Source organism: Halopelagius fulvigenes (assembly GCF_042662625.1).
GTDB classification, from domain to species: domain Archaea; phylum Halobacteriota; class Halobacteria; order Halobacteriales; family Haloferacaceae; genus Halopelagius; species Halopelagius fulvigenes.
Genome location: NZ_JBHSXH010000015.1, coordinates 1,548,165 through 1,574,644 on the forward strand (window position 1 = coordinate 1,548,165; position 26,480 = coordinate 1,574,644).

The following is a 26,480-nucleotide window of genomic DNA, read 5'->3' on the forward strand; positions in this document are numbered from 1 at the left end:
GTTACTCCTCACCCGGCGGTTCGGGGACGGTTCCCCCCTCGTCCGTCCGACGGGTAGTCTTCCGGTTTCGGGCGACGAACGCGGCACGAACGGGTCGCTCCGCGTCGCCTCCGAGTGGTCGAAGTGCGTCGCCGTCTGTCGCCTCCTGCGGTGGGAGACTGTCGCATCCGACGTCATCCGCTTCCGAAACCGCCGAGGGAACCTCCGCCGTCGATTCCTCCGTTTCGGAAGTCGCCAACTTCGCGCTAGACAATCCCATCGGCTACGAGTCAGTTTGCTACTACCAAAGTATTTTCTCCAACTCTAGTTATTGGAGTATATATCCCCAGTGTTCATTTACATTTCAAAAATTGTACCTGGGAAAATATCTAGCGGTCGTCGACGATTCCCTTCCCGAAGTGGTTGAACGGTTGGAGGTACGTGCGCCGTCGGAGGCGTTCGCTGACGATAGTCAACCCCAAGGCGTCTATCTGGGTGGCGATGTCGTTGATCTCGTCCGAGTCGTTGGAGACGGCAAGGACCCTGACGTTCTCCTGCGCGCTCAACATCTCCTCGACGCGGACGACGTGGTCGATTTTCAGCGCCTCCTGAGCGAGCTCCTCGCGGCGTTTGACCGGCGCGGTGCAGCAGAATTCGAGCCGAATGGGGAACCCGGCGTTCTGATAGTTGATAAGGGGGACGTACCCTTCGAGGACGCCCATACGTTCCATCTTCTCGATTCGGTTCCGGATCGTCTGGTCGGACACCGGGAGCTGTTTGGCCATATCGACGGGCGTGTGGTTCCGAGCGTCTTCCTGAAGGAGGTGGAGGATGCCCAAGTCTATCTCGTCGAGTCCCTCGGCACTCATGGATGACGTAGCAGTATCGGACACAATGATTCTTTGGACTGACGTTTCGGGCGGGCCGGACGAGCGGCGGCCGTGAACTCTCTCCGGAGCGAATTCGCCCTCGACGACGAACTCGGGCTTATCGCTTTAATACCTCAGCGAGCGTCGGAATACCTATGGTAACTACCACTACGCCTCCGAGCACCCGGTACGCCGTACCAACCGGCGCGGGTGAACTCGTCCGCCGGACGACGGCGGGCGTCCTCGTCGCAGTCGTCGCGCTACTCCTCGTCCGTACCGTCGTCGCCCTCTCCGGCGCGAACCTTGGCGCGACGGGGGCCAACGACCCGTTCGCCCTCGGACCGGGAATCGCCGCGGCCACCGTCGCCGGCGTCGGGGCGGCCGTCGTCTACGCCGCGTTGGTCCGACTGACCGACCGACCGGTCCGAAAGTTCGTCGCGGCGGCCGCCGTCGTCTTCGCGGTGATGCTCGTCCCCGTCATCGTCTTCGCGCCGACGCTGGGCGTCACCGCCGTCGGACAGGCCGTCCTCGTCGTCTCCCACGTCGTCGTCGCCGTCCCCCTCGTCGCGTTCGTGACCGGGGCGATTAGAGTCTAAGAGACTTCGTACCCCATATCTTGGACGGCACCTTTTATCTGCGCCTCGCCTATCAGTTCGAGGTCGAATCGGACGTCCGCCGCACCGCTCTCGGCGTCGATGTCCGCCTCCATGACGCCGTTGGCGTTCTCCAGTTCGCTCTCTATCTCCTCGACTTCCTCTTCGGACTTGACCGTCCTGATGGAGAACTGCGCGTGATTTTCGGCCATGGGAGTACGGTATTCGAGGCGGGAGAATGAGCACACGGCCTGCAAGGATAAGCCTTGGAAGGGTTTCGCGGGCAGAGCGGTCGAACTACTCGACTTCGAACGTCTCCACCACGTCCGCGAGGGCGTCGCTGTCCGGCACGCCGTGGTTCACCGAGAGCGGTGAGACGCTCACCTGCGCGTCCACGAGGGCGCGGCGGTCGGTGCCGACCGGGTAGAGGCGGCGGTGTTCCTCCGTCGGCGGGAAGGGGTTCTCCCACCCCACCGCGCCGGGCCACGTCCGGTCGTGGAGGCGGACGAGGCGTTCGTCGTCCGCCAGGTCGTACTCGTCGCCGGGTTCCGCGACGGGTTCGACGTGTTGGCCGTAGTCGTGGTGCGGTCGGGTGAGGACGACCGGCGGGTTCGCCGCGTCCACCGGCGCGTTGACGTTTAGGAGGTCCACTTCGTCGTAGACGCCCGCGTCGAGGGCACGTTCGACCAGTCCGCGGGCGGCGCGGGCGGGCCGGGAGAAGTCGTACTCCTCGGGCGGCGAGAGGAAGAAGTCCTTCGAGTGGTACGCCGAGACGGCGAGGGCGGGCGTGTCGAGGAACGCCGCTTCCAACCCCGCGCCGACGGTGGCGGAGCGTCCGACGACGTAGTTGCCGGCGTTCGGGCCGTCGTTGACGCCCGCGACGACCACGTCGAAGGAGGCGTCGAGTCCGCGGAGGCCGTACGCCGCGCAGTCGGCGGGCGTGCCGCCGAAGGCGTACCCCCACGGGTGGTCGCGGACGACGGCGGTGTCGTTCCGCGTCCGGCCGAGGCCGCTTCGGTTGCCGTCGGGCGCGACGACGGTCACCTCGCCGAGGGCGGTGAGTTCCTCGCGGAGGGCCGCGATGCCGGGCGCGTCGATGCCGTCGTCGTTGGTCAGGAGGATGGAGAGACCGTCGCTCATCGGGTACCTGAGCCTCGTCGGAGTCGAACCTATGGCTTCTGATTCGCCGCGGGAAAAGGGGGGTCGGCTTCGCGTGGTGGTCTTCCGTCCGCTTCAACGGTTATGCGGTGCGGGTACGTCGCCGCGCGACTTCAGCGATGCCCGCGTTCGCCGAACAGTTTGGACAGGCGAGGACTCGCCCTTGTTCGTCGGCGAACACGCGCACGAAGTGCTCGGAGACGTGCGACCCGCAATGGTCGCAGGTTGACATAGTTGGGTCCGGCAGCCACCACAGTGCCGGTACTCACCGTAGGTGTCCCGCGCGTAAGACCGCTTCGCGCACGTGCGACGGTACCACACAACTCCGTTCGCGGCGGCGCGTCAGTTCGCGTCGTCCGACCGACCGGCGTCCTCGGCGTCCGCCCTCGCCTGCGACACCGCGCGGGCGACGAGTCCGGCCTGCGCCCCGGCGACGAACCCGGCGTCCACGTTGACGACGGAGATGACGGTACAGGACTGGAGCATCCCCGAGAGGGCCGCCTCGCCGTCGCCGCCGTGGCCGTACCCCGTCGAGACGGGCAGGCCGATGACCGGCGTATCGACCAGTCCGGCGACGACGGTCGGAAGTGCGCCCTCGCGCCCGGCGGCGACGACGAGGACGTCGGCGGCCCGCAGTTCGTCGAGGTGGTCGAGGACGCGCCCGAGGTGGGCGACGCCCACGTCCTCGACGCGGAAGACGGAAGCGCCCATCTCGCGCGCGATGACGGCCGCCTCTCCCGCGGCCTCGGCGTCGGAGGTGCCGCCGGTGACGATACCGACGGCGGCGTCGAGACTCGGCGGTTCGAAGTCCGGCGCGCGCGCGACGAGCGTTCGCGCCCGTTCCTCCCGGTCGAGTTCCGCCGCGTCGCCCAGTTCCTCGGCGACGGCGTCCACGTGGGCCTGCGAAGCGCGGGTGAGTATCGCGCGACCCGTCGATTCGACGGCCGCGGCGGCCAGCGTCGCCGTCTCTGCGGGCGTCTTCACGTCCGCGAGAATGGCCTCCGGGACGCCTCGGCGCGTCTCGCGGGCGGCGTCGAACCGCCCGGCGTCCGTCGTCGCGTACCCCGCCAGTCGGGCCTCGGCGGCCGCCGGGGAAAGGTCCCCCGCGGCGACCGCCTCCAGAATCTCTCGCATGGTGCGCCGTTCGGATTACTCCTCCTCGTACGTGTCGTTTCCGGTCGGTGAGGGTCCGCCGACGGTCGAACCTTCCCTATCACTGCTCCCCCTATATAAATCCGTTCCCTCTGAAAGGCCATAACCTACCGGTAGGGACGTAGAGGAGGCAGATTTGCGAAATCTTATTAAGTAGGACTCTGAAAGGTGGGTTGTATGGCAGACCTTATTGTCAAGGCAGCCGTCAAGGAAGCGCTCAACGACAAGAACGTCGCTTCGGACTTCTACGACGCGCTCGATGAGGAAGTCAAGGAACTGCTCGAAGATGCCGCCCGCCGTGCGGAAGAGAACGACCGGAAGACGGTCCAGCCCCGCGACCTGTAAACCGGTTCAATCCGGCTTCGATTTTTTCGAGGCGATACGTCAGATAGCCTCGCGTGTGCGGGGCGCTACGACGGCGAACGCGACGGAGGGGAGCGTCAGCCCCGCGTCCTGACCTCGACGCCGTCGTCCGTTCCGACGTACACCTCGTCGGCCATCCCGACGAACAGGCCGTGTTCGACGCACCCCGGAGTCGCAGAGAGGTCCGCGGCGAGGGAGGCGGGGTCGTCGATAGCGCCGAACTCGCAGTCGAGGACGAGGTTCCCGTTGTCGGTGACGACCGGCCCGTCCTTCCGTTCGGCGCTCCTGAGCGTCGGGTCGCCGCCGAGTTCTCGCAGGCGCGCGGCGACCGTCGTCCGCGCGTCGGGCAACACCTCCACCGGCACCGCGCGGTCCAGCGTCGCCGCCGTCTTCGAGGGGTCGGCGACGACGACGAATCGCTCCGCGGCGGCGTCGACTATCTTCTCCCGCGCGTGCGCCGCGCCGCCGCCCTTGATGGCGTTCAGTGCGTCGTCCACCTGGTCCGCGCCGTCGATGGCGACGTCTACGGTCTCCACCTCGTCCAAGGAGGCGAGGGGAATCCCCTCCTCGCGGGCGAGTTCGCGCGTCGCGAAGGAGGTGGGGACGCCGCGGACGTCGAGTCCGTCTTCCTCGACGGCGCGGGCGATGGCGCGCACGGCGAACGCCGCCGTGCTCCCGGTGCCGAGTCCGACCGTCGCGCCGTCCGTCACGAGGTCCGCCGCGCGTTCGCCTGCGCGGCGCTTCTGGTCGTCCGTACCGCCCGTCGTCTTCATACCCGTGCGTCGGAGAGGCGCGGCGAAAAGCCTTCGAACGCCGTCGCCCGCGGTCATGCCTTTACTCCCGGAGTCCGTCGTCGGGAGTATGACAGATTCTGTCGCGGTCGTCGCGGGCGTCGGCCCCGGACTCGGAGCGTCCGTCGCGCGTCGGTTCGCCGACGAGGGGTGTTCGGTCGCCCTGTTCGCCCGGTCGGAGTCGTTCGTCGAATCGCTCGCCAAGGAACTGGACGACGGACCGGGCAAGGGACTCGCGGTGCCGACGGACCTCACGGACCCCGAGGACGTGAGAGACGCCTTCGAACGCGTCCGGTCGGAGCTCGGCCCCGTCGATATCCTCGTCAACAACGCCAGTTCGTCGGCGTGGAAGGGCGTCCGCGAACTCTCGGCGGCGGAGTTAGACGACGCGTTGGCCACCGGCGTCCGCGGCGCGTTCGTCTGCGCGCAGGAGGCCGTAGACGACATGCTCGAAACCGGGGGCGGAACCGTCGTCTTCACCGGTGCCACGTCCGCCGTCCGCGGGCGGGAGGGGGCGGTCGGCTTCTCGGCGGCGAAGTTCGCCGCGCGCGGTATGGCGGAGTCGATGGCGCGTGAGCTCGGACCCGAGGGCATCCACGTCGCCCACGTCGTCGTGGACGGCGGCATCCGCCCGTCCGACGCCGACGGAGACGAGGACGGAGACCGGACCGGCGAGGTGGAATCGCTTGACCCCGACGCGATCGCCGATGCGTACTGGTACCTCGTTCGGCAGGACAGAAGCGCGTGGACGCTGGAACTAGACCTGCGTCCGAACGCCGAGGAGTTCTGAGAAGGGTCCGCCGCCGACTCCGGCGGGTTCAGAGGCGGTCCAACACGGCCTCGGGGTCGTACGCCAACGAGAGCGACCGGGAGCGCCCCCGGCCCTCGATGTCGGCGTACTCGGTCTCGATGACGCCGAGTTGGTCGAGCTTGTTCGTTATCTCGGAGTACCGCGTGTAGCCGAGGTCCGTCTCCTCGCGGAAGGCGTCGTAGACGGTGCCGGCCTGTTCGCCGTCGTACTCCGCGATGACCCGCACGAGGGCGCGTTCGGTCTCGGAGAGGCCGCGGAGACACCGCGAGAGGTGGACGTACTTCGATTTGTCGTAGGCCGCCTCCACGTCTTCGAGTTCGACGGTCCGACTCGCGCGCATCTCCGCGTGGAGTCCCGCGCGGCGGAGCAAGTCGATGCCGACGCGCAGGTCGCCGTTCTCGGCGGTGAGCTCCGCCACCCGGTCGAGTTCCGGGTCCCCGATGACGTTCTCGTGGAACCCGCGGCGGGCGCGTCCGCGGAGGATGTCCACGATCTCGTCGACGTCGTAGACGGGGAAGTACACCTCCTCGGGGCGGAAGACGCTCTGGACGCGCCCGTCGAGTTCGTCGATGACGTCGAGAGAGAGGTCCGAGGAGACGATGATGACGCCGATTCTCGCGCCCGTGTGCGTCTCGTGGGCGCGGAGCAAGGAGTAGAGCGTGTCGGACGCCTCGTTCTCGTAGAACAGGTAGTTCACGTCGTCCAAGGCGACGGCCAACACCTCCTCGTCCTCGACGAGCCTGTCGGTTATCTGGCCGAACAGTTTCTTGAACGAGATGCCCGACGACGGCGGTTCGTACTCGAAGATGTGCTCGAAGATGCGGGAGAACACCGCGTAGCGCGTCGAATCGACTTGGCAGTTCACCCTGACGGTGCGAACGCCCGACTGCGCGCCGAGTTCGCCGAACAACTTCTGCACTGCGGTGGTTTTTCCGGTACCGGGAGGACCCCGAACCGTGGTGTTGAGGGGGCGGGAACCGCGAACCGCGGGGCGAAGCGCGTACTTCAGACTCTGCAGTTGCGTCTCGCGGTGGTTGAACGTCTCCGGGACGTAATCTATCTCGAAGACGTGTTCGTCGCGGAACACCGTCTCGTCCCACGACAGCATCCCCTCCTCGGGGTCGTCCCTCATCGCTTCAATCACGAATAGCAGTCTACTTAACGGTTCCCCAGCGGCGGAGCGAAAGTGAAAGTAAAACGAAGGGACTCTGAGACGCCCGGTATCGTAGGTTCGCGTTAACTAACGTGTTCGGGCGGCGGCGGTCCGCGGACGGCCTCGAACGGCCGGCGGTGCGTCACTCGGTCGCAAGCGTGTAGACGCGATAGGCGGAGAACAGGCCGACGGAGAGGGCGACGCCGCCGAATGCGGCCGCCGTCGCCGGTGCGGAACCGGCGAGGAAGGGGCCGATTCCGGCATAGGCGAGGGAGAGGCAGAGAGCCGCGAGTGCGAGGTGAAACAGCATCAGCGTCGCCGTGCCGACGACGTACCAGACGGCGTCTCTCGTCGCGCGGTGGACGGCGTCGTACGTCTCGTCCGCGCCGGACGGGTCCGCGTCGGAGGTGGAGGAGTCGGGGACCATATCCGGCGGAACGGAACTCACCGACATAAATCCCGGTCAGAACTTCTCTAAGAGGCGGTCGTAGAAGCCCGACCCGTCCTCGCCGGCGAGTTTCTCGACGATGAGTTCCGGCGTCGAACGCGCGAGGTGGTCCTTCACGGGGGAGCGGTTCACCTGTAGTTCGCCGTCCTTCAGGCCGACCGCTTGGATGCCGTCGACGGCCACCTCGAACGACGCCGCCTCGCGTATCTCCCCGGCGAGGTGGGAGACGAACACCGCCGTCGCGTCCTGTTCGTCCAACGCTTCGAGGATGCCCGCGATAATCTTCGCCGACGCGCCGGGTTCGGTGATGCTCTCCAGTTCGTCCACCAGGACGAGGCGGCTGGCGTCGCCGTCGGCGAGTTCGCGGAAGTCGCGGAGCGTACTCTCGAACGCGCCCGCGTCGAGGGTGCCCTGCGTCTTCGCGTAGTAGTGTAACTCGGAGAAGCGTTCGAGTTCGGCGCGTTCCGCCGGGACGGGGAGTCCCATGTGCGCCAACACGACGACGACGGCGACCAAATCGAGCGTGGACGTCTTCCCGCCGGAGTTGACGCCGGAGAGGAGGGTGACGCCGGAGACGCCGTAATCGACGGGTTCCACGTCGTCGAACCCGACGTCGAGGAGGGGCGACCGGCCGCCCGCCACCTCGAACCCCTCGCCGTCGAACGCCGGGACGACGCAGTCGAAGTCGCGGGCGAACCGCGAGACGGCGAGTTCCACGTCGAGTTCGAGGGCCGCATCGACCATCTCCTCGGCGGGGTCGCGGAGGGAGGCGAGGTCCTCGGCGAGTTCGCGCTTGAGTCGCGCCGCGCGCCTGTCGCGGCCCGCCTTCAGTTCCGTCCGGAGGCGGGAGACCATCTCCTCGTTCCGTTCGACGGGGAAGGAGGCGTCGTCGGAGAACGCGCGGACGGCCACGTCCGCCTCCTCGGGTCTGAGGTTCAGCGTCTCCACGAGGTGGTCCCTCGCCGCTTCGATGGCCGCGTCGTACTCGTCTTCTAACTCCCGAGAGAGGAGCGAATCGACGCGCGCGCCCTGTTCGACAAGCGAGAGGAAGTCCGTCCCCTCGATGGTCACGTCGCGTTCGCGGATGGCGTCGCGGAGGCGGTCGTTGGCGACCGACTCGGCGGCCGAGACGGCCGTATCGAGGTCGTCCACCGCCGCCGCGAGGCGGTCGAGTTCCTCGTCGCCGACGACGGTGCCGTCCTCGTCCAGTCGGTTCAGTGCGTCCCGCAGTCTCTCGACGTCGCAGGGCGCGTTGAGGTCCGATGCCTCGTGGACGTCCGCGGCCGCCTGCACGCGTTCGCGGTTCTGCGCGAAGAACGCCAGCACCCGTTCGGGGACTATCTCGTCGGGGTTCTCCGCGGCGTCGGGGCGCACCCGAACGTCGCCCTCCACGTCCACGCCCGCGAACGTCTCGTCCAAGGCGACGACGGTGGAGTACGACCGGGCGAGTTCCGCCAAGTCGCGGGCGTCCTCGACCACCTCCACGGAGAGTTCCGGGAAGGCGTCCTTCGCCGCCGCGTAGCGTTCGGCGTCGAGGGTGGCGAGACAGCGCTCTCGGACGCGGACGCCCGAAGCGGGTTCGAGGGGTTCGACGCCGGAGAGGGCGTCCAGCACCTCGGGGTCGGGGTCGCGTTCGACCGCCTCTTCGGCGAACTCGCGGACCTCCTCGATGCGCGAGGCCGACGACGTGGGAAAGAGCGTCTCGACGCGCTTGCCGGCGTAGGCGGTGACCGTTCGGTCGCGGAGAAGCGAGAGCACGTCGCGGTACACCTCCCGGGCGCGGTCGGTGGCGAGAAAGTCGCCGTCGTCGCCGTGACGGCGGCGGATGGCGGCCCGCGCGATGGCCGCCGCGCGCCCCTCGGTGATGCCCGGGGCGCGGGCGAGTTCGGCGACGTCGCCCGCTTCGAGGGCCCGAGCGGGGTCGTCGAGTTCCGAGAGCGCGGCCGCCGTCTTCTCGCCGACGCCCGGAACGGTTTCGAGGTCCATCTCGCCGTGGAGTATCGCTCCACCCGACAAAACGTTACGGGTCGCCCGGTCGGGCCGTGTCGCCGAGATTCTCTCGGCGGGCCTCCGCGGGGGACGCCGAGGACAACGCGCTTTTGGCGCTTCGCGCGGAAGTGCATGCCATGCAACCCGACGTGGACTCGACGGGCGGTGCGGACGCTTCGGTCGAGGAGAAGGCCGAGGCGGTCCGGACGGCCCTCGGAGAACGCGACGGCGTCGTCGTCGCCTTCTCCGGCGGCGTGGACTCCGCCGTCGTCGCCGCCCTCGCGCACGACGCCCTCGGCGACCGAGCGGTGGCCTGTACGGCGCGGTCCGAGACGCTGCCGTCCTCGGAACTCGACGAGGCGCGCCGCGTCGCCGACGAAATTGGAATCAGACACGAAGTCGTCGAGTTCTCCGAGTTGGAGAATCCCGACTTCGTGGCGAACGACGGCGACCGGTGTTACCACTGCCGGACGATGCGTCTCGGCCGGATGTACGAGACGGCGCGCGAACTCGACATCGACACCGTCTGCGACGGGACGAACGCCTCGGACCCCGGCGAGGGGCACCGACCTGGCCTCCGCGCCGTCGAGGAGTTGGAAGTGTTCTCCCCGCTTTTGGCCCACGGCATCACCAAAGACGAGGTACGAGCGATAGCCGACGAGTACGGCCTCTCCGTCGCCGACAAACCCTCGATGGCCTGTCTCTCCTCGCGCATCCCCACGGGACTGGAAGTGACCGAAGAGCGACTCACGCGCGTCGAGAAGGCCGAACGCGTCCTGCGGACGTGGGGGTTCTCGCAGTTCCGCGTCCGCGACCACGACGGCCTCGCCCGCATCGAAGTCGCCCCCGACGAACTGGAGGCGGCGTTGGACATCGACTTCGTGGAGGCGGCCCGCGAACACCTGACCGACATCGGATTCGACCACGTGACCCTCGACATGCACGGCTACCGCACCGGGAGCGTCAGCCCCGCGAGCGAAGCGAGTGGGGCATCGTCGCAAGCGGAGCGAAGCGACGGCAGCCCCGCGAGCGAGGGTGACGACGGCGAGGAGGAGAGCGCTGACGACTCCGAACCGGTGGTCGAGGACGTGTTCTCGGCGGACTACCCGACGGGAGAGTAGTCCGAGAGACGGAGCCAGACCCCGGCCGCGGGCGGAGTGAGACCACGACTTACGCGCTAGTTCACGTTCTTGGACGACGTATAGGGACGTATGCGAGAACTCGTTACGACGATAGCTATCGACGCCGCGCCCGACAGGGTGTGGGAGGTGCTGACCGACTTCGAGTGCTACTCGGAGTGGAACCCGTTCATGCGGATTACGGGCCGGGCCAACGAGGGCGCGCGCATCGCGGTGGAACTCTACCCGCCGGAGGGGCGCGGCGCGGCGTTCCGACCGACCGTGACGGCGTCGGAGTACGGCCGCGAGTTCCGGTGGGTCGGTCACCTCGGCGTCCCCGGACTGTTCGACGGCGAACACCGCTTCGTCCTCGAACCCGACGCCGACGGCGAGCGAACGACGCTCACGCACGCGGAGACGTTCCGCGGCGTCCTCTCGGGGGTTCTGTTCAGAGCCGTCGGCGACAACACGGAGGCGGGCTTCCGGCAGATGAACGAGGCGTTAAAGGCGCGCGCGGAGTCGCCCGCGCCGGACATCGCCAGCGGGTGGGCCGACGGAAACGCGTCGTAACCCCCGCCCCGCCCGCCGGCGGACCGACGGTCACTCCATCCTCGTCCACCGCAGGAGGAACAGCGTTCCCTCGAACAGCGTGATCATCGTCGCGGCGATGATGATGGGTGCCATCCCCGTCGGGTCCGGACTGACGAGGAACGAGAGGCCGAGGAACGCGCCCCAGAAGAGCAGACGCCGCTGAATCAGCCAGTCCCGCGTGACGAGGTTCATCATGATGGCGAGCATGACGAACAGCGGAATCTGGAACACGATGGCCATGTAGCCCATCAGAAGGAGGATGAGGTTGAACGTCTCCTTGAGGCCGAACGCGACGGTGGCCGTCCCGGTGGTGTAGGAGGTGAAGTACGCGAAGATGGCGGGGAGGACGACGAAGTGCGCGAACGCCATGCCGACGAGGGCGAGGACGAGACTCGTCGGGACGGCCGCGAGGTAGTAGCGTCGCTCCCGCTTGTACAGGCCGGGCCGCATGAACAGGTACGTCTCGTAGACGAAGACGGGGAGTCCGACGAGGAGGCCCGCGAGGGCCGCCACCTTCAGTTCCGTCAACACGAGTTCGAGCGGTCCGTACACGCGGGGGCGGCGCTTCGCGATCTCCGGCGCGCCGGGGATGTGGCGGTTCCACAGGTAGTTGATGACCTCCGTCGCGCTCGTGAGGTCGAAGCCGAACGCGGAGTTGACGAGTTCGCCGCCCGGGAACAGAATCAGCGTGACGATGCTGCCGACGGCGAACACCACCGCGAGGCGGCGGACCATCTCTTCGATGTGGTCCGCCAGCGGCATCTCCTCGTCGCTCTCGGGGCCTTCGCCGACGATGCCGTCGTCGGCGTACTCGGTCTCGGAACGCTGTTGACGAGTCGGGGCGTTCGCCGAGGGGACTTCGCCGCCGTCGGTCCCCGTTTCGACGGCCGCCTCGCCGTCCGCGTCCGGAGCCTCTGGGTCGACGGGATCGTCCGCGTTCGGGTCGCGGCCGTCCGCGTCCGGCGCGAGGTCGTCCATCTCGTCGGGCGTGTAGTCCGCCTCGGGCCACGGGTCGGTGTCGTCGTCGTCCGAGTCGTCCGCGTTCGGAGAAGGAGCGTCAGCGTTCGGGTCGCGACCGTCCGCGTCCGGCGCGGGGTCGTCCGCGTCGTCGGGCGTGTACTCCAGCCGGTTGGTGGGCTCGTCGCCCGTCGAGTCGTCGTCCGGGCTTTCCGAATCGGATGACTCTGATACGTCGGCGTCCGGGGGAGTGTCAGAATCGGTATCGGCGTCTACGTCGCCGTCGCTCCCGGTGGCGTCCGTCTCGGGGACCTCCTCGTCGCTCTTCGCGGGGTCGGCCCCCGACCCGGACGCGAGTTCGTCGGGGGGGCTCCCCTCGTCCGTCTCCGACTCGTCGGCCATTCACCTGGAATTCACCACCCGGTTCTTATAGGCCTTTCCGCATCGCGCCGAGGTTTCGCGGTGGGTAACCGACGAGCGCGGTGAAAAAGATTGATAACCGCGAGAGGGTTTTCAGTACGTATGTCCAGCGCGCTCGACGAGGACACCCAACAGACGCTCGCGGCGGGACGAGAGACCGCCGGTGCGATGCTTCGAGCGGCGCAAAAAGACCTCCAGAAGGTGTTCATCGTCTTCCTCGTCGGCTTCCTCGGTACGTTCTACGCGCTCCGGTTGTTCATCTGGGACTTCCTGAAGAGCGTCACGGAAGCGCAGATGTCGGCCCACGTCGAGGGCAGCTACGACATCATCGCGCAGACTCCGTTCGACGTCATCCTCCTGCAGGCGAAGATAGGGTTGGTGACCGGCATCATCCTCGCCGCGCCAATCTTCCTCTACTTCTCCCGCGACGCCCTCCGCGACCGGGGCGCGTGGCCGCAGTCGCCCGTCGCGACGTGGAAGCTCGCCTTCATCGTCGTCACCTCCGCGATCCTGTTCGCCGCCGGCGTCGCCTACGGCTACTTCGTCTTCTTCCCGTTCATGTTCGCGTTCCTCGCCGGGAACGCCCTCAGCGCCGGGTTCGCGCCCACCTACTCCATCGTCATGTGGGCGCAGTTCATCTTCCTTCTGACCGTCTCGTTCGGCCTCGCGGCGCAGATGCCGCTGGCCATCACCGGCCTCTCGTACGCCGAAATCGTCCGCTACGAGACGTTCCGCGACAAGTGGCGCCACGCCGTCGTCGCCATCTTCGTCTTCGGCGCCCTGTTCTCGCCGCCGGACCCCTTCACCCAGATCATGTGGGCGCTCCCCCTGCTGTTCCTCTACGGCGGGAGCCTCTACCTCGCGAAAGTCGTCGTCACGGCGCGGCGCGGGAGCGAACGCATCAGCGTCCCCGCCGTCGCCCGGCGTCGGTGGAACCTCCTCGCCGGGAGCGCAGTCCTCGGCGGCCTCCTCGTCTACCTGTTCTACGAACGCGGCGGTCGAACCGCCTTCAACGGCTTCCTCGCCCGGTTCGGGAGCGACTACCGCGTCCCCGCACCGGGGGCAACGCTCGGCCTCTCGCCGGAGGTGTCGCTCGTGGTGTGGGCCGCCCTCGGCGCCGCCGCCTTCGCCCTCGCGACCCTCGCGTACACCGTCTACCGCGCCATCGCGGAGTCGGTCGATCCGCTCGAATCGGGGCTCGGCGAGCCGAGTCAGATAGACGTCGCCGGCCTCGACGCCTCGGGCGTCCACGCCGCGCCGCCGGAGGCGTTCGCCGACATGACCGAGGACGAGGCGATGGCCATCGCGGGGCAGGCCGTAGACGAGGGGAACCACGAGAAGGCCCAAGCCGTCCTCGACAGGTTCGACGAGGCGGAGGAACGCCGCGAGGCCGAGGAGGGCGACGGGTCCTCCGACGTGCCCGAGGACGCCGGCACCATCGAGGACAGGGCGACGCGCGCCGGCGGGACGTTCCTCGACGAGTTGACCGAGGGCGAGAAGGACGAGGACGACATCGGCGGCTACTACGCCGACATCGCGTTCATCGTCGACTCCATCACCTCGAAGACGTTCCGCATCGTCGCGGTGTTCATGCTCGTCCTCGCGGGGACGTTCGCGTGGCTCTACACGGGCGGCATCAAGGAGGTGTACGACAACTTCCTGAGCAGCCTCCCCGCCTCGGTGCACCCGGAGGAGGCCATCAACGTCGTCGCCCTCCACCCCGTCGAAGCGCTCATCTTCGAGGTGAAGTTCTCGACGCTCATCGCCGCACTCGTCACCCTCCCCATCGTCGCCTACTACGCGTGGCCGGCACTCAGAGAGCGGAACATCGTCCGCCAGCGCCGCCGGACCGTCTTCCTGTGGACCGGTTCGCTCACCGCCGGACTGCTCGGCGGCTTCGTCCTCGGCTACACGTTCATCGCCCCGACCATCATCTCGTGGTTGGTGAACGACGCGGTGCAGGCGAACATGATAATCGCCTACCGCATCACCAACTTCTTCTGGCTCATCTTCTTCACGACGGCCGGAATCGGCATCCTCGCCGACATACCGGTGGCGATGGTGCTCCTGAACGGCACGGGCATCTCCTATCAGACGATGCGGAACCGCTGGCGCGAGGTGACCGTCGGCGTCCTCGCGTTCGCCGCCGTCTTCACGCCCGCCGGCATCATGACGATGTTCCTCGTCACCGTCCCCCTCATGGTCGCCTACGGCATCGGCCTCGGCGTCCTATTCATCGTTACGTTGGGCGGGCGGCGCAACCTCGCTCCCGCCCGCGGCGCGGACATCTAGAGACCCACTTTTTCTCGGGGGCGCTACGCGCCCCCGACAAAACCTGGAGGAAAAAACGGCGGACGGTCGGCGAACTGCCGTAGGCCCGTTCCGGGGGCGTACCGGCACCCGAACGGAACGGTCCGGGCGGTCGATATTCGAACGGTCATCTCGTGGTATGAAGACCGTATGCTTAATACCGCGTTACGACCCAAGAGCCGAGTATGGCCAAGATAAGCGTCGAGATACCCGACGAGTTGCTCGCGGACCTCGACGAACACGTCGGCGACGACGGGAAGTTCGTCAACCGGAGCGACGCCATTCGGGCGTCGGTTCGGAAGACGTTGGACGTACTGGACGAGATAGACCAGCGCCACGGACGACTCGAAGATGAGTGAGCGAGGACCGGCGACCGGACAGGTCGTCCTCATCGGACTGTTCGTCACGGCGTTGGTGACGGCGCAACTGACCGCCTCGAAACTGCTGGCGTTCGGTCTGCCCCTCGCGTTCCCGGTGACGGGCGACAGCATCGTCCTCCCCGGGGCGGCGTTGGCCTACGCGCTCACCTTCTTCGCCTCGGACTGCTACTCGGAGTTGTACGGCCGCCGGGCGGCGCAGGTGATGGTCAACGTGGGCTTCGCGATGAACTTCGTCCTCCTCGCGTTGGTGTGGGGGACCGTCTTCGCCCCCGCCGCGGACCCCGAGTTCGGCGCGCAGTTCCGGAGCGTCGTCGCGCCGGGGACGAACATCGTCGTCGGGAGTCTGCTGGCGTACGTGGTGAGTCAGAACTGGGACGTGGTGGTCTTCCACCGCATCCGCGAGGCGACGGGCGGGTCGATGCTGTGGCTCCGCAACATCGCCTCGACGGCGACGAGTCAGGCGCTGGATACGGTCATCTTCGTCGCCGTCGCCTTCCTCGTCGCGCCGGCGGTGCTCGGCTTCGGCGAGGCGCTTCCGACCGAGGTGGTGCTATCGCTCGTCGTCGGACAGTACCTCCTGAAACTGCTCATCGCCCTCGTGGACACGCCGTTCGTCTACGGCGTGGTCGCCCTGTTCGGCGGCGAACGAGCGAGCGTGCCGGACGACGCGTGGACGGTCGAGTAACGAGACGGCGAACGGACCCTACTCCTCTACGACTTCCGCGAAGCCGAAGTTCGGCTTGAGGTCGGTGACGCGGACGCGCACGTCGTCGCCCGCCTCCGTCTCCGGGACGAACAGCGTGTAGCCGTCGACTTTCGCGACGCCGTCGCCCTCGCTCCCCACGTCGTCGATGGTCACGTCCACCTCGTCGCCGGTGGCGACGGGGGCGGTGATGCGGTGCTTGCCGACGAGGTACTGCTCGGAGGACTGGTCGCGGGAGGCGTCCGGTCGGATGGAGCGGACGTACTGGAACTCCCGCTCCATGTCCGCGCGGAGGTCCTCGACGTCCGGGCCGTCGAACACCTTCACCGCGAGATCGCCGCCGGCCGGGAGCAGTTCGAGTGCGACCTCGAACGCCTGCCGGGCGAGGTGGACCGAGCGGGCGTGGTCCAGCGAGTACTCGCCGGTCATGTTCGGGGCCATGTCCGAGATGACGACGTCCGCGCCCTCGTCGCCGATTCGCTCGCGGAGTTTCTCCTTCGTCTCCTCGTCGGTCATGTCGCCGCGGATGGTCTCGACGGTGTCGGCCTCCACGTCGCGGATTCGCTGGAGGTCCACGCCGATTACCTGCCCCCGCGGGCCGACTTCCTCGGCGGCGACCTGTAGCCACCCGCCGGGGGCCGCCCCGAGGTCCACCACGGTGTTGCCGGGGCCGAACAACCCCGCGTCCTCGTCTAACTGCTTCAGCTTGTACGCCGAACGGGCGCGATAGCCCTCCTGCTTCGCCTTGTTGTAGTAGTGGTCTCGTTTCGTCATGCCTACCTCACTGAGTTCGACGGTGCGTTTCGCAGGCGAACTATCGACGAATCAGCGTTCATACTACGCGTAACGCCGTCGAACCGGAAAGGGACATCGAATGGACTCGCCCTCTCCCTCGACAACGCAAAGGACGAACTCCTCCCAGTGCCGTCCCGCGGTGCTCGCACGGTTTCGCTTTCCGGGCGACGCCTGACCCCCTCGCTGAGGCCGCAGGCGAACGTGAAGGGCCGGATTACCGACCCCCTCTTTCGACTCGAACGGGCCGCCATCTCTACGGCACCCGAACGTTTACCATACGGTAAACCAATTAGATGGTCACATCCGGGCGCGCCCGCGAGACGGGCGTTCCCCGGCGAGGAGGACGATTCAGTATGTCCGATACCAACACACAGTCGGCGGCTCAGGGGAAGATCCTGAACGGAATCACGGTTCTCGACCTCTCAACGTTCGTTACCGGCGGGTTTAGCTCCGCGATGTTCGCCAATCTTGGTGCCGAGGTGATCAAGATCGAGCAGCCGGGCTACGGCGATGCGATCCGTCACACCGGACCGCCGTTCATCGAGGGAGAGTCGCCGTACTATTGGACGGTCAACTACGGAAAACAGAGTCTCGAACTCGACCTGAAGAACGACCGAGCGAGAGAAGCCCTCTACGAACTAGCCGAGGAGGCGGACGTTTTCATTCAGAACTACCGTCCGGGAACTGCTGAACGCCTCGACGTCGACTACGAGTCCATCAGAGAACACAACGAAGGGATCATCTATCTCGCCATCTCCGCGTTCGGTCAGACGGGGCCGTGGGCGAAGCGGTCGGGGTACGACCTTCTGATTCAGGGGATGAGCGGCATCATGAGCGTGACCGGAGAGGAGGGCCGGCAGCCCGTCAAGGTCGGACTTCCGGTGACCGACCTCATCACGGCGATGTGGGCCGCCTTCGGGGCGACCGCCGCGTTGTACAGGCGCGCGCAGACCGGGGAGGGCGAGTACATCGACCTCGGGATGCTGGAGGCGACGCTCCCGTGGCTCACCAAGCAAGCCGGGCAGGTGTTCGCCGGGGAGGAGCCGAAGCGGATGGGAACGAAGGACCCCGTACTCGCTCCGTACCAGACGTTCGAAACCGCCGACGGCTACCTCAACGTCTGCATCCTCAACGAGAAGCTCTGGCACGAACTGTGCGAGGCGATCGACCGACCCGACCTCCCGGCGGACGAGCGATTCGAGGAGAACGCCGACCGGGTCGACCATCAGGACGAACTAGAGGCGGAGATAGAAGCCACGCTCACGGGGAAGACGACCGCCGAGTGGATCGAGATCATCGCCGAGGAAGCCGGCGTCCCGGCCGGCCCGGTTTTCGAGGTCGAGGAAGCGCTGAACAACCCGCAGATCGACTACCGAGGGACGATCACCGAGATCGATCATCCCGAGTTGGGGTCGGTACCGGTGATCGAGCACCCCCTGAAGTTCGAGAACAGCGATAGCGGATTCGAACTGGCTCCGCCGCTCTTGGGGGAACACAATCGTGACGTCTTCCGCGAGTTGGGATACTCGGAGGCGGAGATCGACGAGATGGCGGAGCTAGGCGTGTTCGGGGAGCAGGACGGGGCCGAAGGCGCCCGATGACGGACGTACCGATCGTCGAGGTCGGAACGACCGATGTCGCGCCGGAGACGTCGGATCGACGGAGGGGTAGTGACAACCCCCTCATCGGACCGATACGTTCCCAAAGCGGGCGGAGAACTACCGAGGGTCCGCGTGGAGCGATTCGAGAATGAACTCGTCGATCGCCTTTCGTGTCTCCTGGGGCGCGTCGTCGTGACCGAGGGCGAGTTTGCGACCGCGAGCGGCGTGGATCACGTCCGTGATGAGCTGGCCCATCCTCGCGGCGTCGACCTCGCGAAAGACGCCCTGCTCCATCCCGTCTTCGACGACTTCGGTGATGCTCGACCGGATCCGCTCGTAGTGGTCGTTGAAGATCTCTCGGTGTTGCTCGTCGTTCTGTGCGTGCGTGAACAGTTCGTGATAGACCTTCATCCGATCCCAGTGGCCGAAGTCCTCGAACTCGGGACCGAAGAGACACTGATCGATTCGAGCGTCGAGCTCCTCTCGGGGAGGTGCGTCCGGATCGACCTCCACGCTCCCCTCGTACTGTTGGATGATGTACTCGAGGAAGCGGGACATCAGGTCGTACTTACCGTCGAAGTGGTAGTGGATGACCTGCCGCGTCATCTCCATCTCGTCTCCGATATCTCGCATCCTGAGTTCGCTGTATCCGTGCTTGCTGAGGGCGCGGAAGGTCGCCTCCATAATCGCCTCTTGAGTGTCGGTGGAGGCGGTCTCCTCGCCGGGGGGGCTCATATTACGGAATAGTCCGCTGCGATAGTTATATCGCTTGTCTTACCGAGTGTGCACCGATTTACCGCACGGTAAATTATTTACAACCTTAGTCCGAATCACCGCTCGATCATGACAGAGAAAGTCATACAGGGTGGGACGGTCGTCTCTCTCGACCCGGAGATCGGCGATGTAGAGGACGCCGACGTTCTCATGGAAGACGGCGAGATCGTCGAGATCGGACGCGGACTGTCGACCTCGAACGCGGAAGTGATCGACGCGGAAGACCACATCGTGCTGCCGGGGTTCGTCGACTCTCACATCCACCTCTGGCAGACGCAGGTTCGAGGGATCGCGGGCGACTGGTCGTTGATGGGCGATTACTTCAGCGATATGCTCGGCAACATCGCCGGACTCTACCGACCCGAGGATATGTACCTCGGGAACCTGTTCGGCTCCCTCGAGAAGTTGTACACGGGGACGACGACGGCCATGGACTGGTCGCACGCGATCAACACACCCGAGCACGCGGAGCGAGCGGTTGACGGCATCAAGGACGCCGGACTCAGGGCGGTGTACGCGTACGGCCCGCCCGGCGATGACGCCGAGAAGTGGTGGTTCGACAGTTCGACGCCGCATCCGGAGGAACAGGTCCGGGAACTCCGAGAGGAGAAGATCGCGGACGACGACCTTCTGTCGCTCGGCGTCGCCCTCCGGGGCCCGGACTTCACGACCGAGGAGGTGGCACGCGGAGACATCGAACTGGCCCGCGACCTCGGCGTCGTCGCGACCATTCACATGGGCGCGGCCCAGTGGACGTCCTCGGAGTACAACCCCGAGTATCAGGGCTTCGGCGCGATCGAGGACATGCTCGGGCCGGACGTGAACGTCGCCCACGCGAATCACTTCTCGCAGGAGGACATCGAACACGCCGTCGAGGAGGGGGTTTCCTTCTCGGCGACGCCGGAGGTGGAGATGCAGATGGGCCACGGCATCCCCGTGACCGGGAAGGTGATGGAGGCGGGCGGACGCCCGACGTGGGGCGTCGACGTCTGCTCCGGCGTCAGCGGCGATATGGGGAGTCAGATGCGGATCGGACTCCAAGTTCAGCGGATGCTGGAGAATCAGGAACTGCTCGAAGGGGGCGAGGACGTGATGGAGGTGAACATCACCGCCCGCGACACACTCGAGATGGCGACGATCGAAGGGGCGCGGGCGCTGAACATGGAAGACGAGATCGGGACGCTCACGCCCGGGAAGCGGGCGGACATCATCATGATCGACACGAGTGACTTCATGACCGCTCCGAGCCATTCGCCGGTGCAGACCGCCGTGTTCCAGTCGGATCAGTCCCACATCGACACGGTACTCGTCGACGGGGAGGTCGTCGTCTCCGACGGGGAACTGAGGAACTCCAAGGTGAACGAGGAGTTCGACCGATTCGTCGAGTCCGGTCGTCGCCTCATCGGCGAGGCCGGCGTCGACCTCTGAACTGCGTTCGCCCGTATTTATCATCAACTGACAGTGAGCATTACGACACACGAAGATGCGACTCGGACAATACAGTACGGAAGACGCGGAGGAAGCGTGGACGGGAATACGACTCGACGACGAGACGGTGGTGAACCTCCCGGAGGCCGGTGCGGCCGCCGGCGTCGAACTCCCGAGAACGAGTACAGATCTGCTCGCCAGTTGGGAGTGGCGGGAGAAGACCGAACTCGCCGTCAAGTACGCCGAAGAGACCGAAACCGGACTCTACGACCTCGACGGCGTCACCCGGCACGCGCCGGTCACGAACCCCGGGAAGGTCGTCTGCGTCGGGTTGAACTACCGAGACCACGCCGAGGAGGGGGACAATCCGATCCCCGACACGCCGGTACTCTTCTCGAAGTTCCCGACGACGGTGACGGGGCCGAACGGCACGATCGCGTGGGATCCAGACCTGACGGGGAAAGTCGACTACGAGGCGGAGTTGGTCGTCGTCATCGGTCGCGAGGCCCGACGCGTAGACGAGGACGAGGCGCTTGAGCACGTCGCCGGATTCCTCGTCGGAAACGACGTCTCGGCGCGCGATCTCCAGCACGGTGACGGTCAGTGGGTGCGCGGGAAGAGCCTCGACTCGTTCGCGCCGATCGGGCCGGAGTTGGTTACGCCCGACGAGGTGTCCGACCCGCACGACTTGGACATCTGGGCGGAGGTGAACGGCGAACGACTGCAGGACTCCTCGACGTCGAATCTCATCTTCGGGATCGACGAGCTCGTCTCCTTCTGCAGTCAGGCGTTCACGCTCGAGCCGGGCGATCTCCTCTTCACCGGAACGCCGCCCGGCGTGGGGGTCTATCGGGAGCCGCCGGTGTTGCTGGAGGACGGCGACAGCGTCACGATCGGGATCGAGGAACTCGGCGAGTTGACGAACGACTGCGCGTTCGAGTAGGCCGGCGCGGCGCTCTCAGCCGGAGAACCCGTACACCTCTCGCGGGTTTTCGAGCACGACCCGCCGGATCGCGTCCGGCTCGATGCCGTAGCGGTACAGTTCGAAGATCGCTCGCTTGATCGCGTACGGATCCGTCCGGAGGACGTTCGCGCAGTCGGTGTCGATCATGATCCGCTCGGGCCCGTACTCGTCGATGGCGTCGGCCACGTCCGCCGCGTCGACGCCGATCAGCCACGAGTGACCGATGGTGAAGCTGAGGTAGCAGTCCGTCTCGCGCATCAGATAGTCGGTGTTGTTCTGGTCGGCGTGCGAGGCGACGACCCGCGTCTCGTCCAAACCGGCGTCGCGCGCCGCCTCGACGTCGATCTTCACCGATTCTAAGGCGGGGTTCTCGCCCGTGATCACCGGACGCTGACCGAGCGTCGTGTTCTTCTCGTAGCCGGGGATCCCCAGTCTGGGCCGGTAGCTTCGCCCGCCGCTACCGCCGGAACGGTTCGGCGTGTGGAGAATCACGGGCAGGCCGTGATCGTCGGCGATCTCCATCTGCGCCTGAACGACGGCGCGTTGCTCGTCGACCTCCCACGACTCGGCGTGTTGGGACGGAGTCACGCCGGTTTCGCCGACGGCGACCACCTCGTCGAGAGCGCAGTAGTCGTCCATCGCATCGAGCAACTCGTCGGGGTTCTCGATGCGGACGCCGGTGTGGATACCGAGTCCGAGTCGGGGAGTGAAAAAGTGGTTCTGTTCGATCGCGGCTCGGCGGTTGACGGCGTCGTCCCACAGGTAGCGAACGTCGTCGGCCTCCACCGGCTTGTACGGCGTCCAGTGGTATCCCGATGCGACCATGACCATCCCCTCGCAGCCGGAGAGCGCGTACCGTTCGCGGTCGTCCCACGAGAGCGTGTGCGCGTGGTTATGGCCGTCTATCCACGGCAGGTTGAGTAACTCTGTCGGAAGCGAGGGCGGTTCGTCGTCCAGATGCGCCGCGTCGGTCGGTCGCTTTGTGGGTTCGGTCGGGTTCATGGGAGGGGAAGCGCGTACTGGCGGTCGAGAGTGACGTCCGTCGACTCCCGTTCGGAAGGGCCTTACTTAGCGTTTTACGGCTCGGTAAATATTTATTAGTATGCCATACGGCATCACAACACATGACGCTCCTGATCGGAACAGACGAGGGACTGTACCGGGTCGACAGGATCCCGTTCGAGAGAGGTGACGCGGAGCGGATCTTAGACTGCGGCGTCGTGACCGCCGTTCGGACGTTCGACCACGTCGAGGGCGTCTTCGTCGCGTCATCGGAGGGGGCATTCCGTTCGAGAGGCGACGGCGACGCGTGGACAGATTTGGGCGTCCCGCTGGGTGACCGATTTTGGCACGCCGGACAGAGCGAGGTCTGGTCGATACTCGCCACCGCGGACGGGGCGCTGTACGCGGGAACGAACGACCCCTACATCTACCGATCGATCGACGATGGCGAGACGTGGTCGGAACTGAAGGGGTTCCGCGACCTGCCTTCGAGAGGCCACTGGGAGTCGCCGATCGATCCCCACTACGCACGACTCCGCGCGTTGGAGTCCGTTCCCGGTCGTCCGAATCGACTGATCGCGGGGGTCGAGGCCGGAGGAATTCACCTCAGCAACGACGGAGGACAGACGTGGCTCGACCGGCGCGAGACGATCATCGACGACGTCCACCAGATCCTCCCGATCTCCGAAGACGTCTGGCTCGCGACGACCGGGTACCTCGACCACGATCTGGAGAACCTCGGTCTCGGCCACGCCGTCGGCGAGGGAGGCCTCTACCGAACGACTGACGCGGGAGACTCGTGGGACCGGATCGATACGGGAAACGACTTCTCGTACATCCGGCGCGTGTTCGCTCACGACGGGACGGTCTTCTTCTGCGGCGGCGAGGAAGCCCCGCCCGCGTGGGTGAACGACGAGCACGAGGCGGCGCTGTTCGAGTCGACGAACTTCGGTCGCGACTTCGAACGCGTCCCGTATCCGGGCGAACCGCACGAGGTCATCGAGACGTGGGACGTGCACGAGGGCGACGTCGTCTGCGGGTCGGGACTGTTCGACGTGCCGGACGCGCGAGAGGACGTCGAGGGCCGCATCATGCGTCGGGACGACGACGGCACATACCACAGCGTCGGCCGAGTGGAGTCGAACGTCAGTCGTATCGCCGCCCTCTGACCGGGAAGACGATTCCGGAGAAGAACAGTTCGCGAACCATCGACGCAATCTCCGACCACCGACTCAATGACATCGAACGATCCACCGTCTGCGCTCGGCCGACTCCTGTACAGCGGAATCCTCGCCTACATGGCGATTGACGGATTCAAAAACAACGAGAAGCGAGTGAAGGCCGCGGAAGCCAGCGGAGTACCCGCCCCGGAGTTGCTCGTTCCGTTCGTCACCGGAATGCTGTTCGTCGCCAATCTCGGGATCCTCCTTTGGAAGTATCCGCGCGCTTCGGCGGGTGCCCTCGTCGTGTTCTTCCTCGGAACGACGCCGGTCATCCACAACTTCTGGACGATGGAGGGTGAGGAGCGTCAGGGGAACAAGATCAACTTCCTGAAGAACTGCGCGCTACTCGGCTGTAGCATCATGCTGCTGGACGAGGCGGCGAAGACGGCCGACTGACGCCACGTCTCTTCCGCGCACGGGTTCTGTTTCTGTTCTCGTGTACGGAACGTCGCCGGCGGCCGTCGATGGAGGGTGCCGAAGGACTTCGCGGTCGAGAGGTGGCGTTCAGCGAGTAGGCGCGATAGACCGCGAGGAGTAGTCGGAGTAGTGGCTTCGTTTCGTCAGCCGTAGTCGCGGGGAGTCGCCCGCGCGCAGTCGCGCCCGACGCACGGGAACACTCTATCACACCGAGAAACCGGGGGGATTTTTAAGCCCGATATCCTATCACCGTCCATATGTTCAAGGCCATCGTCAGCGCCTCCACGCTCCGGGACGCGCTGGATTCGGTGAGCGTACTCGTCGACGAGTGTAAGATACGACTCAACGAGGACGGACTCGCGATTCGTGCCGTGGACCCCGCGAACGTCGGCATGGTCGATCTGTCTCTCGACGCCGCGGCGTTCGAGTCCTACGAGGCCGATGGCGGCGTCATCGGCGTCAACCTCTCGAAACTCGAAGACTTCGTCGGCATGGCCGACTCCAGCCAGCTCGTCGAGCTCGAACTCGACGAGGAGACGCGGAAGCTGAACATCCGCATCGAGGGGCTCTCCTCGACGCTGGCGCTCATCGACCCCGACTCCATCCGGCAGGAACCCGACATCCCGGACCTCGATCTGGCCGCCGAAATCGTCCTCGAAGGCGCGCAACTCGACCGCGGTATTAAGGCCGCGGACATGGTCTCCGACCACGTCCGCCTCCGCGTGGACGACGTCGAGGAGGCGTTCCACATCCAAGCGCAGGGCGACACCGACGACGTGGACTTCGAGCTCGACGCCGAGGACCTCATCGACCTCACCGCCGGGCAGGCCGACTCGCTGTTCTCCCTGGACTACCTCAAGGACATGAACAAGGCCATCCCGAAGGACGCCGAGGTCACCGTCGAACTCGGCGAGGAGTTCCCCGTCAAGCTGCACTACCGCGTCGCGGAGGGGCAGGGCAACGTCACCTACATGCTCGCGCCGCGCATCCAGAGCGACTGAAGACGCTCTCTCTTCTCGTTTTCGCCGTCGGCACGACCGATCACTCGTCTCCCGCGCCCGTCTCGACGCTCTCGCCGTCGTCGCGGCGAGCGGTTCGAACGGTTCGGGCCGCGAGGAGGGCGACCACCGGAACGACGAGTACCGCGCCGGCGACAAACGGCGACCAGTACGCGACGACGTAGAGCGCCGCCATCGACGGCGGACCGACGGTTCGCCCGAGGCTCCCCGCGCCCTGGGTGACGCCGAAGGCGTTGCCCTGCCTGTCGGCGGGGACCGACCGCGAGACGAGCGTGGAGAGGGCGACGTTCAGCAGGCTGTTTCCGAGCGAGAGGCCCGCCAAGACGAGCAGTAAGGCGAGAACCGAGGCGGTGAGCCACGGGGGGCCGCCGACTTCGGGAACGGCCGAGCCGAGGGCGTGGGAGAACGGAAGCGCCGCGAGGGCGACGGCGAGAATCGTCGCGCCCGCGACGGCGACGGCGCGTTCCCCGTACCGACGGGAGAGGCGGCCCACGACGACGCCCTGATTCAGCACGGCGAGGACGCCGACGTAGGAGAGGAGAAGCGCGGTCTGCGTCTCGTCGTAGCCGTACAGGTCCGCGGCGTACGGGATGAACATGACCTGAATCCCCGAGAACGCGACGGAGACGAGGAAGAAGGAGACGACGAGGCCGCGAATCGACGGGTCGCGGAGCGCGCCCGCGAACTGGCCGACGAGCGTCGTCCGACTCGCGACCCCCCGAGTCCGGTTCGGTTCCGGGAGAAACAGCGCGGCGGACGCGAACGCGACCAGGCTGAAGAACGCGGCGGCGAAACTCGGCAGCGAGAAGCGCGTCGCGGGGACGAATTGGGGGAGAACGGTCCGGGCCGCCGCGACGGCCTCCTCGCTGGCGAAGACGCCGCCGATGGCGGGGCCGAAGACGAACCCGAGGCCGAACGCCGCGCCGACGAGTCCGAGGGCGGCGGCGCGGCGGTCCGCGGGCGTCACGTCCGCGATGTACGCCTGCGCGGTGGCGATGTTGCCGCCCATCGCGCCCGCGAGCATCCGCGAGGCGAACAGCGTCGCCAGCGCCGGCACGGTGCCGAAGAGGATGCCCACCTGCGTCCCCAACCCGAACACCGTCCACGCGACGGTGTTGCCCGCGAGCGACAGCATCAGCACCGGACGGCGGCCGCGCGAGTCCGAGACGCGCCCGAGAAGCGGCGCGGAGAGGAACTGCATCGCCGAGTAGGAGGCGGCGAGCAGGCCGATGAACACGTCGCTGGTGGCGAAGCTACGGACGTAGAAGGGCAGGATGGGGATGACGACGCCGAAGCCGAGTAGGTCGACGAAGACGATGCCGACCACGATGGCGAGGGCGCCTTTCGGCGCGTCTACCGACTCCGCGGGCGGAGCGTCGGGCGACCCGGGACCGGCGGATGCGCCCTCCGGTGTACTCACGCCCCACCGCACGGGCGGTGGAGCCGTAATTCTACCGACTAGTCAGTCCGAT

At 66.5% G+C, this 26,480-nt stretch carries 29 protein-coding genes; 14 read left to right on the forward strand and 15 right to left on the reverse strand.

Annotation, left to right across the window (positions count from 1 at the left end; translation table 11 throughout):
- Position 1: 1 nt before the first annotated feature.
- Together ACFQEV_RS18255 and ACFQEV_RS18260 are read right to left on the reverse strand one after the other, a co-directional pair.
- Positions 2-259: a hypothetical protein gene (locus tag ACFQEV_RS18255; RefSeq protein ID WP_379699113.1), complete on the reverse strand. Its 258-nt coding sequence runs from the start codon at positions 257-259 to the stop codon at positions 2-4.
- 109 nt (positions 260-368) lie between these two features.
- Entirely contained in the window at positions 369-848 is a 480-nt protein-coding gene (locus ACFQEV_RS18260) for an Lrp/AsnC family transcriptional regulator (protein ID WP_379699115.1), read from the reverse strand.
- A gap of 155 nt (positions 849-1,003) precedes the next feature.
- Here ACFQEV_RS18260 and ACFQEV_RS18265 point away from each other — a divergent pair, with 155 nt between their 5' ends.
- The gene (locus ACFQEV_RS18265; RefSeq protein WP_379699117.1) at positions 1,004-1,444 is read left to right on the forward strand and encodes a DUF6069 family protein; all 441 of its coding nucleotides are present in this window, start codon (positions 1,004-1,006) and stop codon (positions 1,442-1,444) included.
- Here the strand turns inward: ACFQEV_RS18265 and ACFQEV_RS18270 are convergent.
- From ACFQEV_RS18270 to larB, 4 genes are all read right to left on the reverse strand, one after another.
- Positions 1,441-1,653: a heavy-metal-associated domain-containing protein gene (locus ACFQEV_RS18270; protein WP_379699118.1), complete on the reverse strand. Its 213-nt coding sequence runs from the start codon at positions 1,651-1,653 to the stop codon at positions 1,441-1,443. The two genes, ACFQEV_RS18265 and ACFQEV_RS18270, sit on opposite strands and share 4 nt — an antisense overlap.
- Positions 1,654-1,738: 85 nt before the next feature.
- Positions 1,739-2,581 (reverse strand): 5'/3'-nucleotidase SurE, encoded by an 843-nt coding sequence (gene surE / locus ACFQEV_RS18275; RefSeq protein WP_379699120.1) that lies wholly within the window; start codon positions 2,579-2,581, stop codon positions 1,739-1,741.
- A 100-nt stretch (positions 2,582-2,681) separates the two neighbouring features.
- Positions 2,682-2,831: a DUF7563 family protein gene (locus ACFQEV_RS19945; protein ID WP_464391773.1), complete on the reverse strand. Its 150-nt coding sequence runs from the start codon at positions 2,829-2,831 to the stop codon at positions 2,682-2,684.
- Between the two features lie 110 nt (positions 2,832-2,941).
- Positions 2,942-3,733: a nickel pincer cofactor biosynthesis protein LarB gene (larB, locus tag ACFQEV_RS18280; protein WP_379699122.1), complete on the reverse strand. Its 792-nt coding sequence runs from the start codon at positions 3,731-3,733 to the stop codon at positions 2,942-2,944.
- A 195-nt stretch (positions 3,734-3,928) separates the two neighbouring features.
- Here larB and ACFQEV_RS18285 point away from each other — a divergent pair, with 195 nt between their 5' ends.
- Positions 3,929-4,096 carry a DUF1931 family protein gene (locus ACFQEV_RS18285; RefSeq protein ID WP_006055446.1) on the forward strand — a complete coding sequence of 56 codons (168 nt, stop codon included), beginning with the start codon at positions 3,929-3,931 and terminating at the stop codon, positions 4,094-4,096.
- Positions 4,097-4,191: 95 nt separating this feature from the next.
- On the opposite strand, the gene rpiA is transcribed toward ACFQEV_RS18285, so the two are convergent.
- The gene (gene rpiA, locus ACFQEV_RS18290; RefSeq protein ID WP_379699125.1) at positions 4,192-4,887 is read right to left on the reverse strand and encodes a ribose-5-phosphate isomerase RpiA; all 696 of its coding nucleotides are present in this window, start codon (positions 4,885-4,887) and stop codon (positions 4,192-4,194) included.
- 88 nt (positions 4,888-4,975) lie between these two features.
- Between rpiA and ACFQEV_RS18295 the strand changes: the two genes are divergently transcribed.
- The gene (locus tag ACFQEV_RS18295) at positions 4,976-5,695 is read left to right on the forward strand and encodes an SDR family NAD(P)-dependent oxidoreductase (RefSeq protein ID WP_379699127.1); all 720 of its coding nucleotides are present in this window, start codon (positions 4,976-4,978) and stop codon (positions 5,693-5,695) included.
- Positions 5,696-5,723: 28 nt separating this feature from the next.
- On the opposite strand, the gene ACFQEV_RS18300 is transcribed toward ACFQEV_RS18295, so the two are convergent.
- The 3 genes from ACFQEV_RS18300 to ACFQEV_RS18310 all read right to left on the reverse strand — a co-directional run bounded on the left by ACFQEV_RS18300 (position 5,724) and on the right by ACFQEV_RS18310 (position 9,303).
- Complete coding sequence (locus tag ACFQEV_RS18300; protein WP_379699129.1) at positions 5,724-6,848, reverse strand: ORC1-type DNA replication protein; 1,125 nt, start codon at positions 6,846-6,848, stop codon at positions 5,724-5,726.
- Positions 6,849-7,011: 163 nt separating this feature from the next.
- Positions 7,012-7,296: a hypothetical protein gene (locus ACFQEV_RS18305; protein ID WP_379699131.1), complete on the reverse strand. Its 285-nt coding sequence runs from the start codon at positions 7,294-7,296 to the stop codon at positions 7,012-7,014.
- A 36-nt stretch (positions 7,297-7,332) separates the two neighbouring features.
- Positions 7,333-9,303, reverse strand: a complete 1,971-nt coding sequence (locus tag ACFQEV_RS18310) for a MutS-related protein (RefSeq protein WP_379699133.1) — start codon at positions 9,301-9,303, stop codon at positions 7,333-7,335.
- Positions 9,304-9,443: 140 nt separating this feature from the next.
- On the opposite strand from ACFQEV_RS18310, the gene larE reads away from it, so the two are divergent.
- Entirely contained in the window at positions 9,444-10,427 is a 984-nt protein-coding gene (gene larE, locus ACFQEV_RS18315; protein WP_379699134.1) for an ATP-dependent sacrificial sulfur transferase LarE, read from the forward strand.
- Positions 10,428-10,517: 90 nt separating this feature from the next.
- Positions 10,518-10,994, forward strand: a complete 477-nt coding sequence (locus ACFQEV_RS18320; RefSeq protein ID WP_379699135.1) for an SRPBCC family protein — start codon at positions 10,518-10,520, stop codon at positions 10,992-10,994.
- A 30-nt stretch (positions 10,995-11,024) separates the two neighbouring features.
- On the opposite strand, the gene tatC (ACFQEV_RS18325) is transcribed toward ACFQEV_RS18320, so the two are convergent.
- A complete protein-coding gene (tatC, locus tag ACFQEV_RS18325) occupies positions 11,025-12,374 on the reverse strand; it encodes a twin-arginine translocase subunit TatC (RefSeq protein WP_379699137.1) in 1,350 nt (449 codons plus the stop codon).
- Positions 12,375-12,494: 120 nt separating this feature from the next.
- Here tatC (ACFQEV_RS18325) and tatC (ACFQEV_RS18330) point away from each other — a divergent pair, with 120 nt between their 5' ends.
- The 3 genes from tatC (ACFQEV_RS18330) to ACFQEV_RS18340 all read left to right on the forward strand — a co-directional run bounded on the left by tatC (ACFQEV_RS18330) (position 12,495) and on the right by ACFQEV_RS18340 (position 15,767).
- Complete coding sequence (gene tatC / locus ACFQEV_RS18330; protein WP_379699139.1) at positions 12,495-14,684, forward strand: twin-arginine translocase subunit TatC; 2,190 nt, start codon at positions 12,495-12,497, stop codon at positions 14,682-14,684.
- A gap of 203 nt (positions 14,685-14,887) precedes the next feature.
- Complete coding sequence (locus ACFQEV_RS18335) at positions 14,888-15,061, forward strand: ribbon-helix-helix domain-containing protein (RefSeq protein ID WP_379699141.1); 174 nt, start codon at positions 14,888-14,890, stop codon at positions 15,059-15,061.
- Positions 15,054-15,767 (forward strand): queuosine precursor transporter, encoded by a 714-nt coding sequence (locus ACFQEV_RS18340; RefSeq protein ID WP_379699143.1) that lies wholly within the window; start codon positions 15,054-15,056, stop codon positions 15,765-15,767. The genes ACFQEV_RS18335 and ACFQEV_RS18340 overlap by 8 nt, the downstream gene beginning before the upstream one ends.
- An 18-nt stretch (positions 15,768-15,785) precedes the next feature.
- On the opposite strand, the gene ACFQEV_RS18345 is transcribed toward ACFQEV_RS18340, so the two are convergent.
- Positions 15,786-16,559, reverse strand: coding sequence for a 23S rRNA (uridine(2552)-2'-O)-methyltransferase (locus tag ACFQEV_RS18345; RefSeq protein ID WP_379699145.1), 774 nt, complete (start codon positions 16,557-16,559; stop codon positions 15,786-15,788).
- A gap of 374 nt (positions 16,560-16,933) precedes the next feature.
- On the opposite strand from ACFQEV_RS18345, the gene ACFQEV_RS18350 reads away from it, so the two are divergent.
- On the forward strand, positions 16,934-18,181 hold the full coding sequence (locus ACFQEV_RS18350; RefSeq protein WP_379699147.1) for a CaiB/BaiF CoA transferase family protein: 1,248 nt from the start codon (positions 16,934-16,936) through the stop codon (positions 18,179-18,181).
- 117 nt (positions 18,182-18,298) lie between these two features.
- Here ACFQEV_RS18350 and ACFQEV_RS18355 read toward each other — a convergent pair whose 3' ends face one another.
- A complete protein-coding gene (locus tag ACFQEV_RS18355; protein WP_379699148.1) occupies positions 18,299-18,916 on the reverse strand; it encodes a TetR/AcrR family transcriptional regulator in 618 nt (205 codons plus the stop codon).
- Positions 18,917-19,024: 108 nt separating this feature from the next.
- Between ACFQEV_RS18355 and ACFQEV_RS18360 the strand changes: the two genes are divergently transcribed.
- Together ACFQEV_RS18360 and ACFQEV_RS18365 are read left to right on the forward strand one after the other, a co-directional pair.
- The gene (locus ACFQEV_RS18360; protein ID WP_379699150.1) at positions 19,025-20,383 is read left to right on the forward strand and encodes an amidohydrolase family protein; all 1,359 of its coding nucleotides are present in this window, start codon (positions 19,025-19,027) and stop codon (positions 20,381-20,383) included.
- A 55-nt stretch (positions 20,384-20,438) separates the two neighbouring features.
- On the forward strand, positions 20,439-21,326 hold the full coding sequence (locus ACFQEV_RS18365) for a fumarylacetoacetate hydrolase family protein (protein WP_379699152.1): 888 nt from the start codon (positions 20,439-20,441) through the stop codon (positions 21,324-21,326).
- A gap of 15 nt (positions 21,327-21,341) precedes the next feature.
- Here ACFQEV_RS18365 and ACFQEV_RS18370 read toward each other — a convergent pair whose 3' ends face one another.
- The gene (locus ACFQEV_RS18370) at positions 21,342-22,349 is read right to left on the reverse strand and encodes a TatD family hydrolase (protein WP_379699154.1); all 1,008 of its coding nucleotides are present in this window, start codon (positions 22,347-22,349) and stop codon (positions 21,342-21,344) included.
- A gap of 122 nt (positions 22,350-22,471) precedes the next feature.
- On the opposite strand from ACFQEV_RS18370, the gene ACFQEV_RS18375 reads away from it, so the two are divergent.
- The 3 genes from ACFQEV_RS18375 (at position 22,472) to ACFQEV_RS18385 (ending at position 24,990) form a co-directional block, all read left to right on the forward strand.
- Complete coding sequence (locus ACFQEV_RS18375) at positions 22,472-23,518, forward strand: WD40/YVTN/BNR-like repeat-containing protein (RefSeq protein ID WP_379699156.1); 1,047 nt, start codon at positions 22,472-22,474, stop codon at positions 23,516-23,518.
- A gap of 66 nt (positions 23,519-23,584) precedes the next feature.
- Positions 23,585-23,968, forward strand: a complete 384-nt coding sequence (locus tag ACFQEV_RS18380; RefSeq protein WP_379699158.1) for a DoxX family protein — start codon at positions 23,585-23,587, stop codon at positions 23,966-23,968.
- 278 nt (positions 23,969-24,246) lie between these two features.
- The gene (locus ACFQEV_RS18385) at positions 24,247-24,990 is read left to right on the forward strand and encodes a DNA polymerase sliding clamp (RefSeq protein ID WP_092538328.1); all 744 of its coding nucleotides are present in this window, start codon (positions 24,247-24,249) and stop codon (positions 24,988-24,990) included.
- Positions 24,991-25,030: 40 nt separating this feature from the next.
- On the opposite strand, the gene ACFQEV_RS18390 is transcribed toward ACFQEV_RS18385, so the two are convergent.
- Positions 25,031-26,428 (reverse strand): MFS transporter, encoded by a 1,398-nt coding sequence (locus ACFQEV_RS18390; RefSeq protein WP_379699161.1) that lies wholly within the window; start codon positions 26,426-26,428, stop codon positions 25,031-25,033.
- Between the last annotated feature and the right edge of the window lie 52 nt (positions 26,429-26,480).

Coding starts and splice junctions, on each gene's coding strand:
- ACFQEV_RS18255 (WP_379699113.1), bottom strand. CDS start 259: ATGGGATTGTCTAGCGCGAAGTTGGCGACTTCCGAAACGGAGGAATCG.
- ACFQEV_RS18260 (WP_379699115.1), bottom strand. CDS start 848: ATGAGTGCCGAGGGACTCGACGAGATAGACTTGGGCATCCTCCACCTC.
- ACFQEV_RS18265 (WP_379699117.1), top strand. CDS start 1,004: ATGGTAACTACCACTACGCCTCCGAGCACCCGGTACGCCGTACCAACC.
- ACFQEV_RS18270 (WP_379699118.1), bottom strand. CDS start 1,653: ATGGCCGAAAATCACGCGCAGTTCTCCATCAGGACGGTCAAGTCCGAA.
- surE (WP_379699120.1), bottom strand. CDS start 2,581: ATGAGCGACGGTCTCTCCATCCTCCTGACCAACGACGACGGCATCGAC.
- ACFQEV_RS19945 (WP_464391773.1), bottom strand. CDS start 2,831: ATGTCAACCTGCGACCATTGCGGGTCGCACGTCTCCGAGCACTTCGTG.
- larB (WP_379699122.1), bottom strand. CDS start 3,733: ATGCGAGAGATTCTGGAGGCGGTCGCCGCGGGGGACCTTTCCCCGGCG.
- ACFQEV_RS18285 (WP_006055446.1), top strand. CDS start 3,929: ATGGCAGACCTTATTGTCAAGGCAGCCGTCAAGGAAGCGCTCAACGAC.
- rpiA (WP_379699125.1), bottom strand. CDS start 4,887: ATGAAGACGACGGGCGGTACGGACGACCAGAAGCGCCGCGCAGGCGAA.
- ACFQEV_RS18295 (WP_379699127.1), top strand. CDS start 4,976: ATGACAGATTCTGTCGCGGTCGTCGCGGGCGTCGGCCCCGGACTCGGA.
- ACFQEV_RS18300 (WP_379699129.1), bottom strand. CDS start 6,848: ATGAGGGACGACCCCGAGGAGGGGATGCTGTCGTGGGACGAGACGGTG.
- ACFQEV_RS18305 (WP_379699131.1), bottom strand. CDS start 7,296: ATGGTCCCCGACTCCTCCACCTCCGACGCGGACCCGTCCGGCGCGGAC.
- ACFQEV_RS18310 (WP_379699133.1), bottom strand. CDS start 9,303: ATGGACCTCGAAACCGTTCCGGGCGTCGGCGAGAAGACGGCGGCCGCG.
- larE (WP_379699134.1), top strand. CDS start 9,444: ATGCAACCCGACGTGGACTCGACGGGCGGTGCGGACGCTTCGGTCGAG.
- ACFQEV_RS18320 (WP_379699135.1), top strand. CDS start 10,518: ATGCGAGAACTCGTTACGACGATAGCTATCGACGCCGCGCCCGACAGG.
- tatC (WP_379699137.1), bottom strand. CDS start 12,374: ATGGCCGACGAGTCGGAGACGGACGAGGGGAGCCCCCCCGACGAACTC.
- tatC (WP_379699139.1), top strand. CDS start 12,495: ATGTCCAGCGCGCTCGACGAGGACACCCAACAGACGCTCGCGGCGGGA.
- ACFQEV_RS18335 (WP_379699141.1), top strand. CDS start 14,888: ATGGCCAAGATAAGCGTCGAGATACCCGACGAGTTGCTCGCGGACCTC.
- ACFQEV_RS18340 (WP_379699143.1), top strand. CDS start 15,054: ATGAGTGAGCGAGGACCGGCGACCGGACAGGTCGTCCTCATCGGACTG.
- ACFQEV_RS18345 (WP_379699145.1), bottom strand. CDS start 16,559: ATGACGAAACGAGACCACTACTACAACAAGGCGAAGCAGGAGGGCTAT.
- ACFQEV_RS18350 (WP_379699147.1), top strand. CDS start 16,934: ATGTCCGATACCAACACACAGTCGGCGGCTCAGGGGAAGATCCTGAAC.
- ACFQEV_RS18355 (WP_379699148.1), bottom strand. CDS start 18,916: ATGAGCCCCCCCGGCGAGGAGACCGCCTCCACCGACACTCAAGAGGCG.
- ACFQEV_RS18360 (WP_379699150.1), top strand. CDS start 19,025: ATGACAGAGAAAGTCATACAGGGTGGGACGGTCGTCTCTCTCGACCCG.
- ACFQEV_RS18365 (WP_379699152.1), top strand. CDS start 20,439: ATGCGACTCGGACAATACAGTACGGAAGACGCGGAGGAAGCGTGGACG.
- ACFQEV_RS18370 (WP_379699154.1), bottom strand. CDS start 22,349: ATGAACCCGACCGAACCCACAAAGCGACCGACCGACGCGGCGCATCTG.
- ACFQEV_RS18375 (WP_379699156.1), top strand. CDS start 22,472: ATGACGCTCCTGATCGGAACAGACGAGGGACTGTACCGGGTCGACAGG.
- ACFQEV_RS18380 (WP_379699158.1), top strand. CDS start 23,585: ATGACATCGAACGATCCACCGTCTGCGCTCGGCCGACTCCTGTACAGC.
- ACFQEV_RS18385 (WP_092538328.1), top strand. CDS start 24,247: ATGTTCAAGGCCATCGTCAGCGCCTCCACGCTCCGGGACGCGCTGGAT.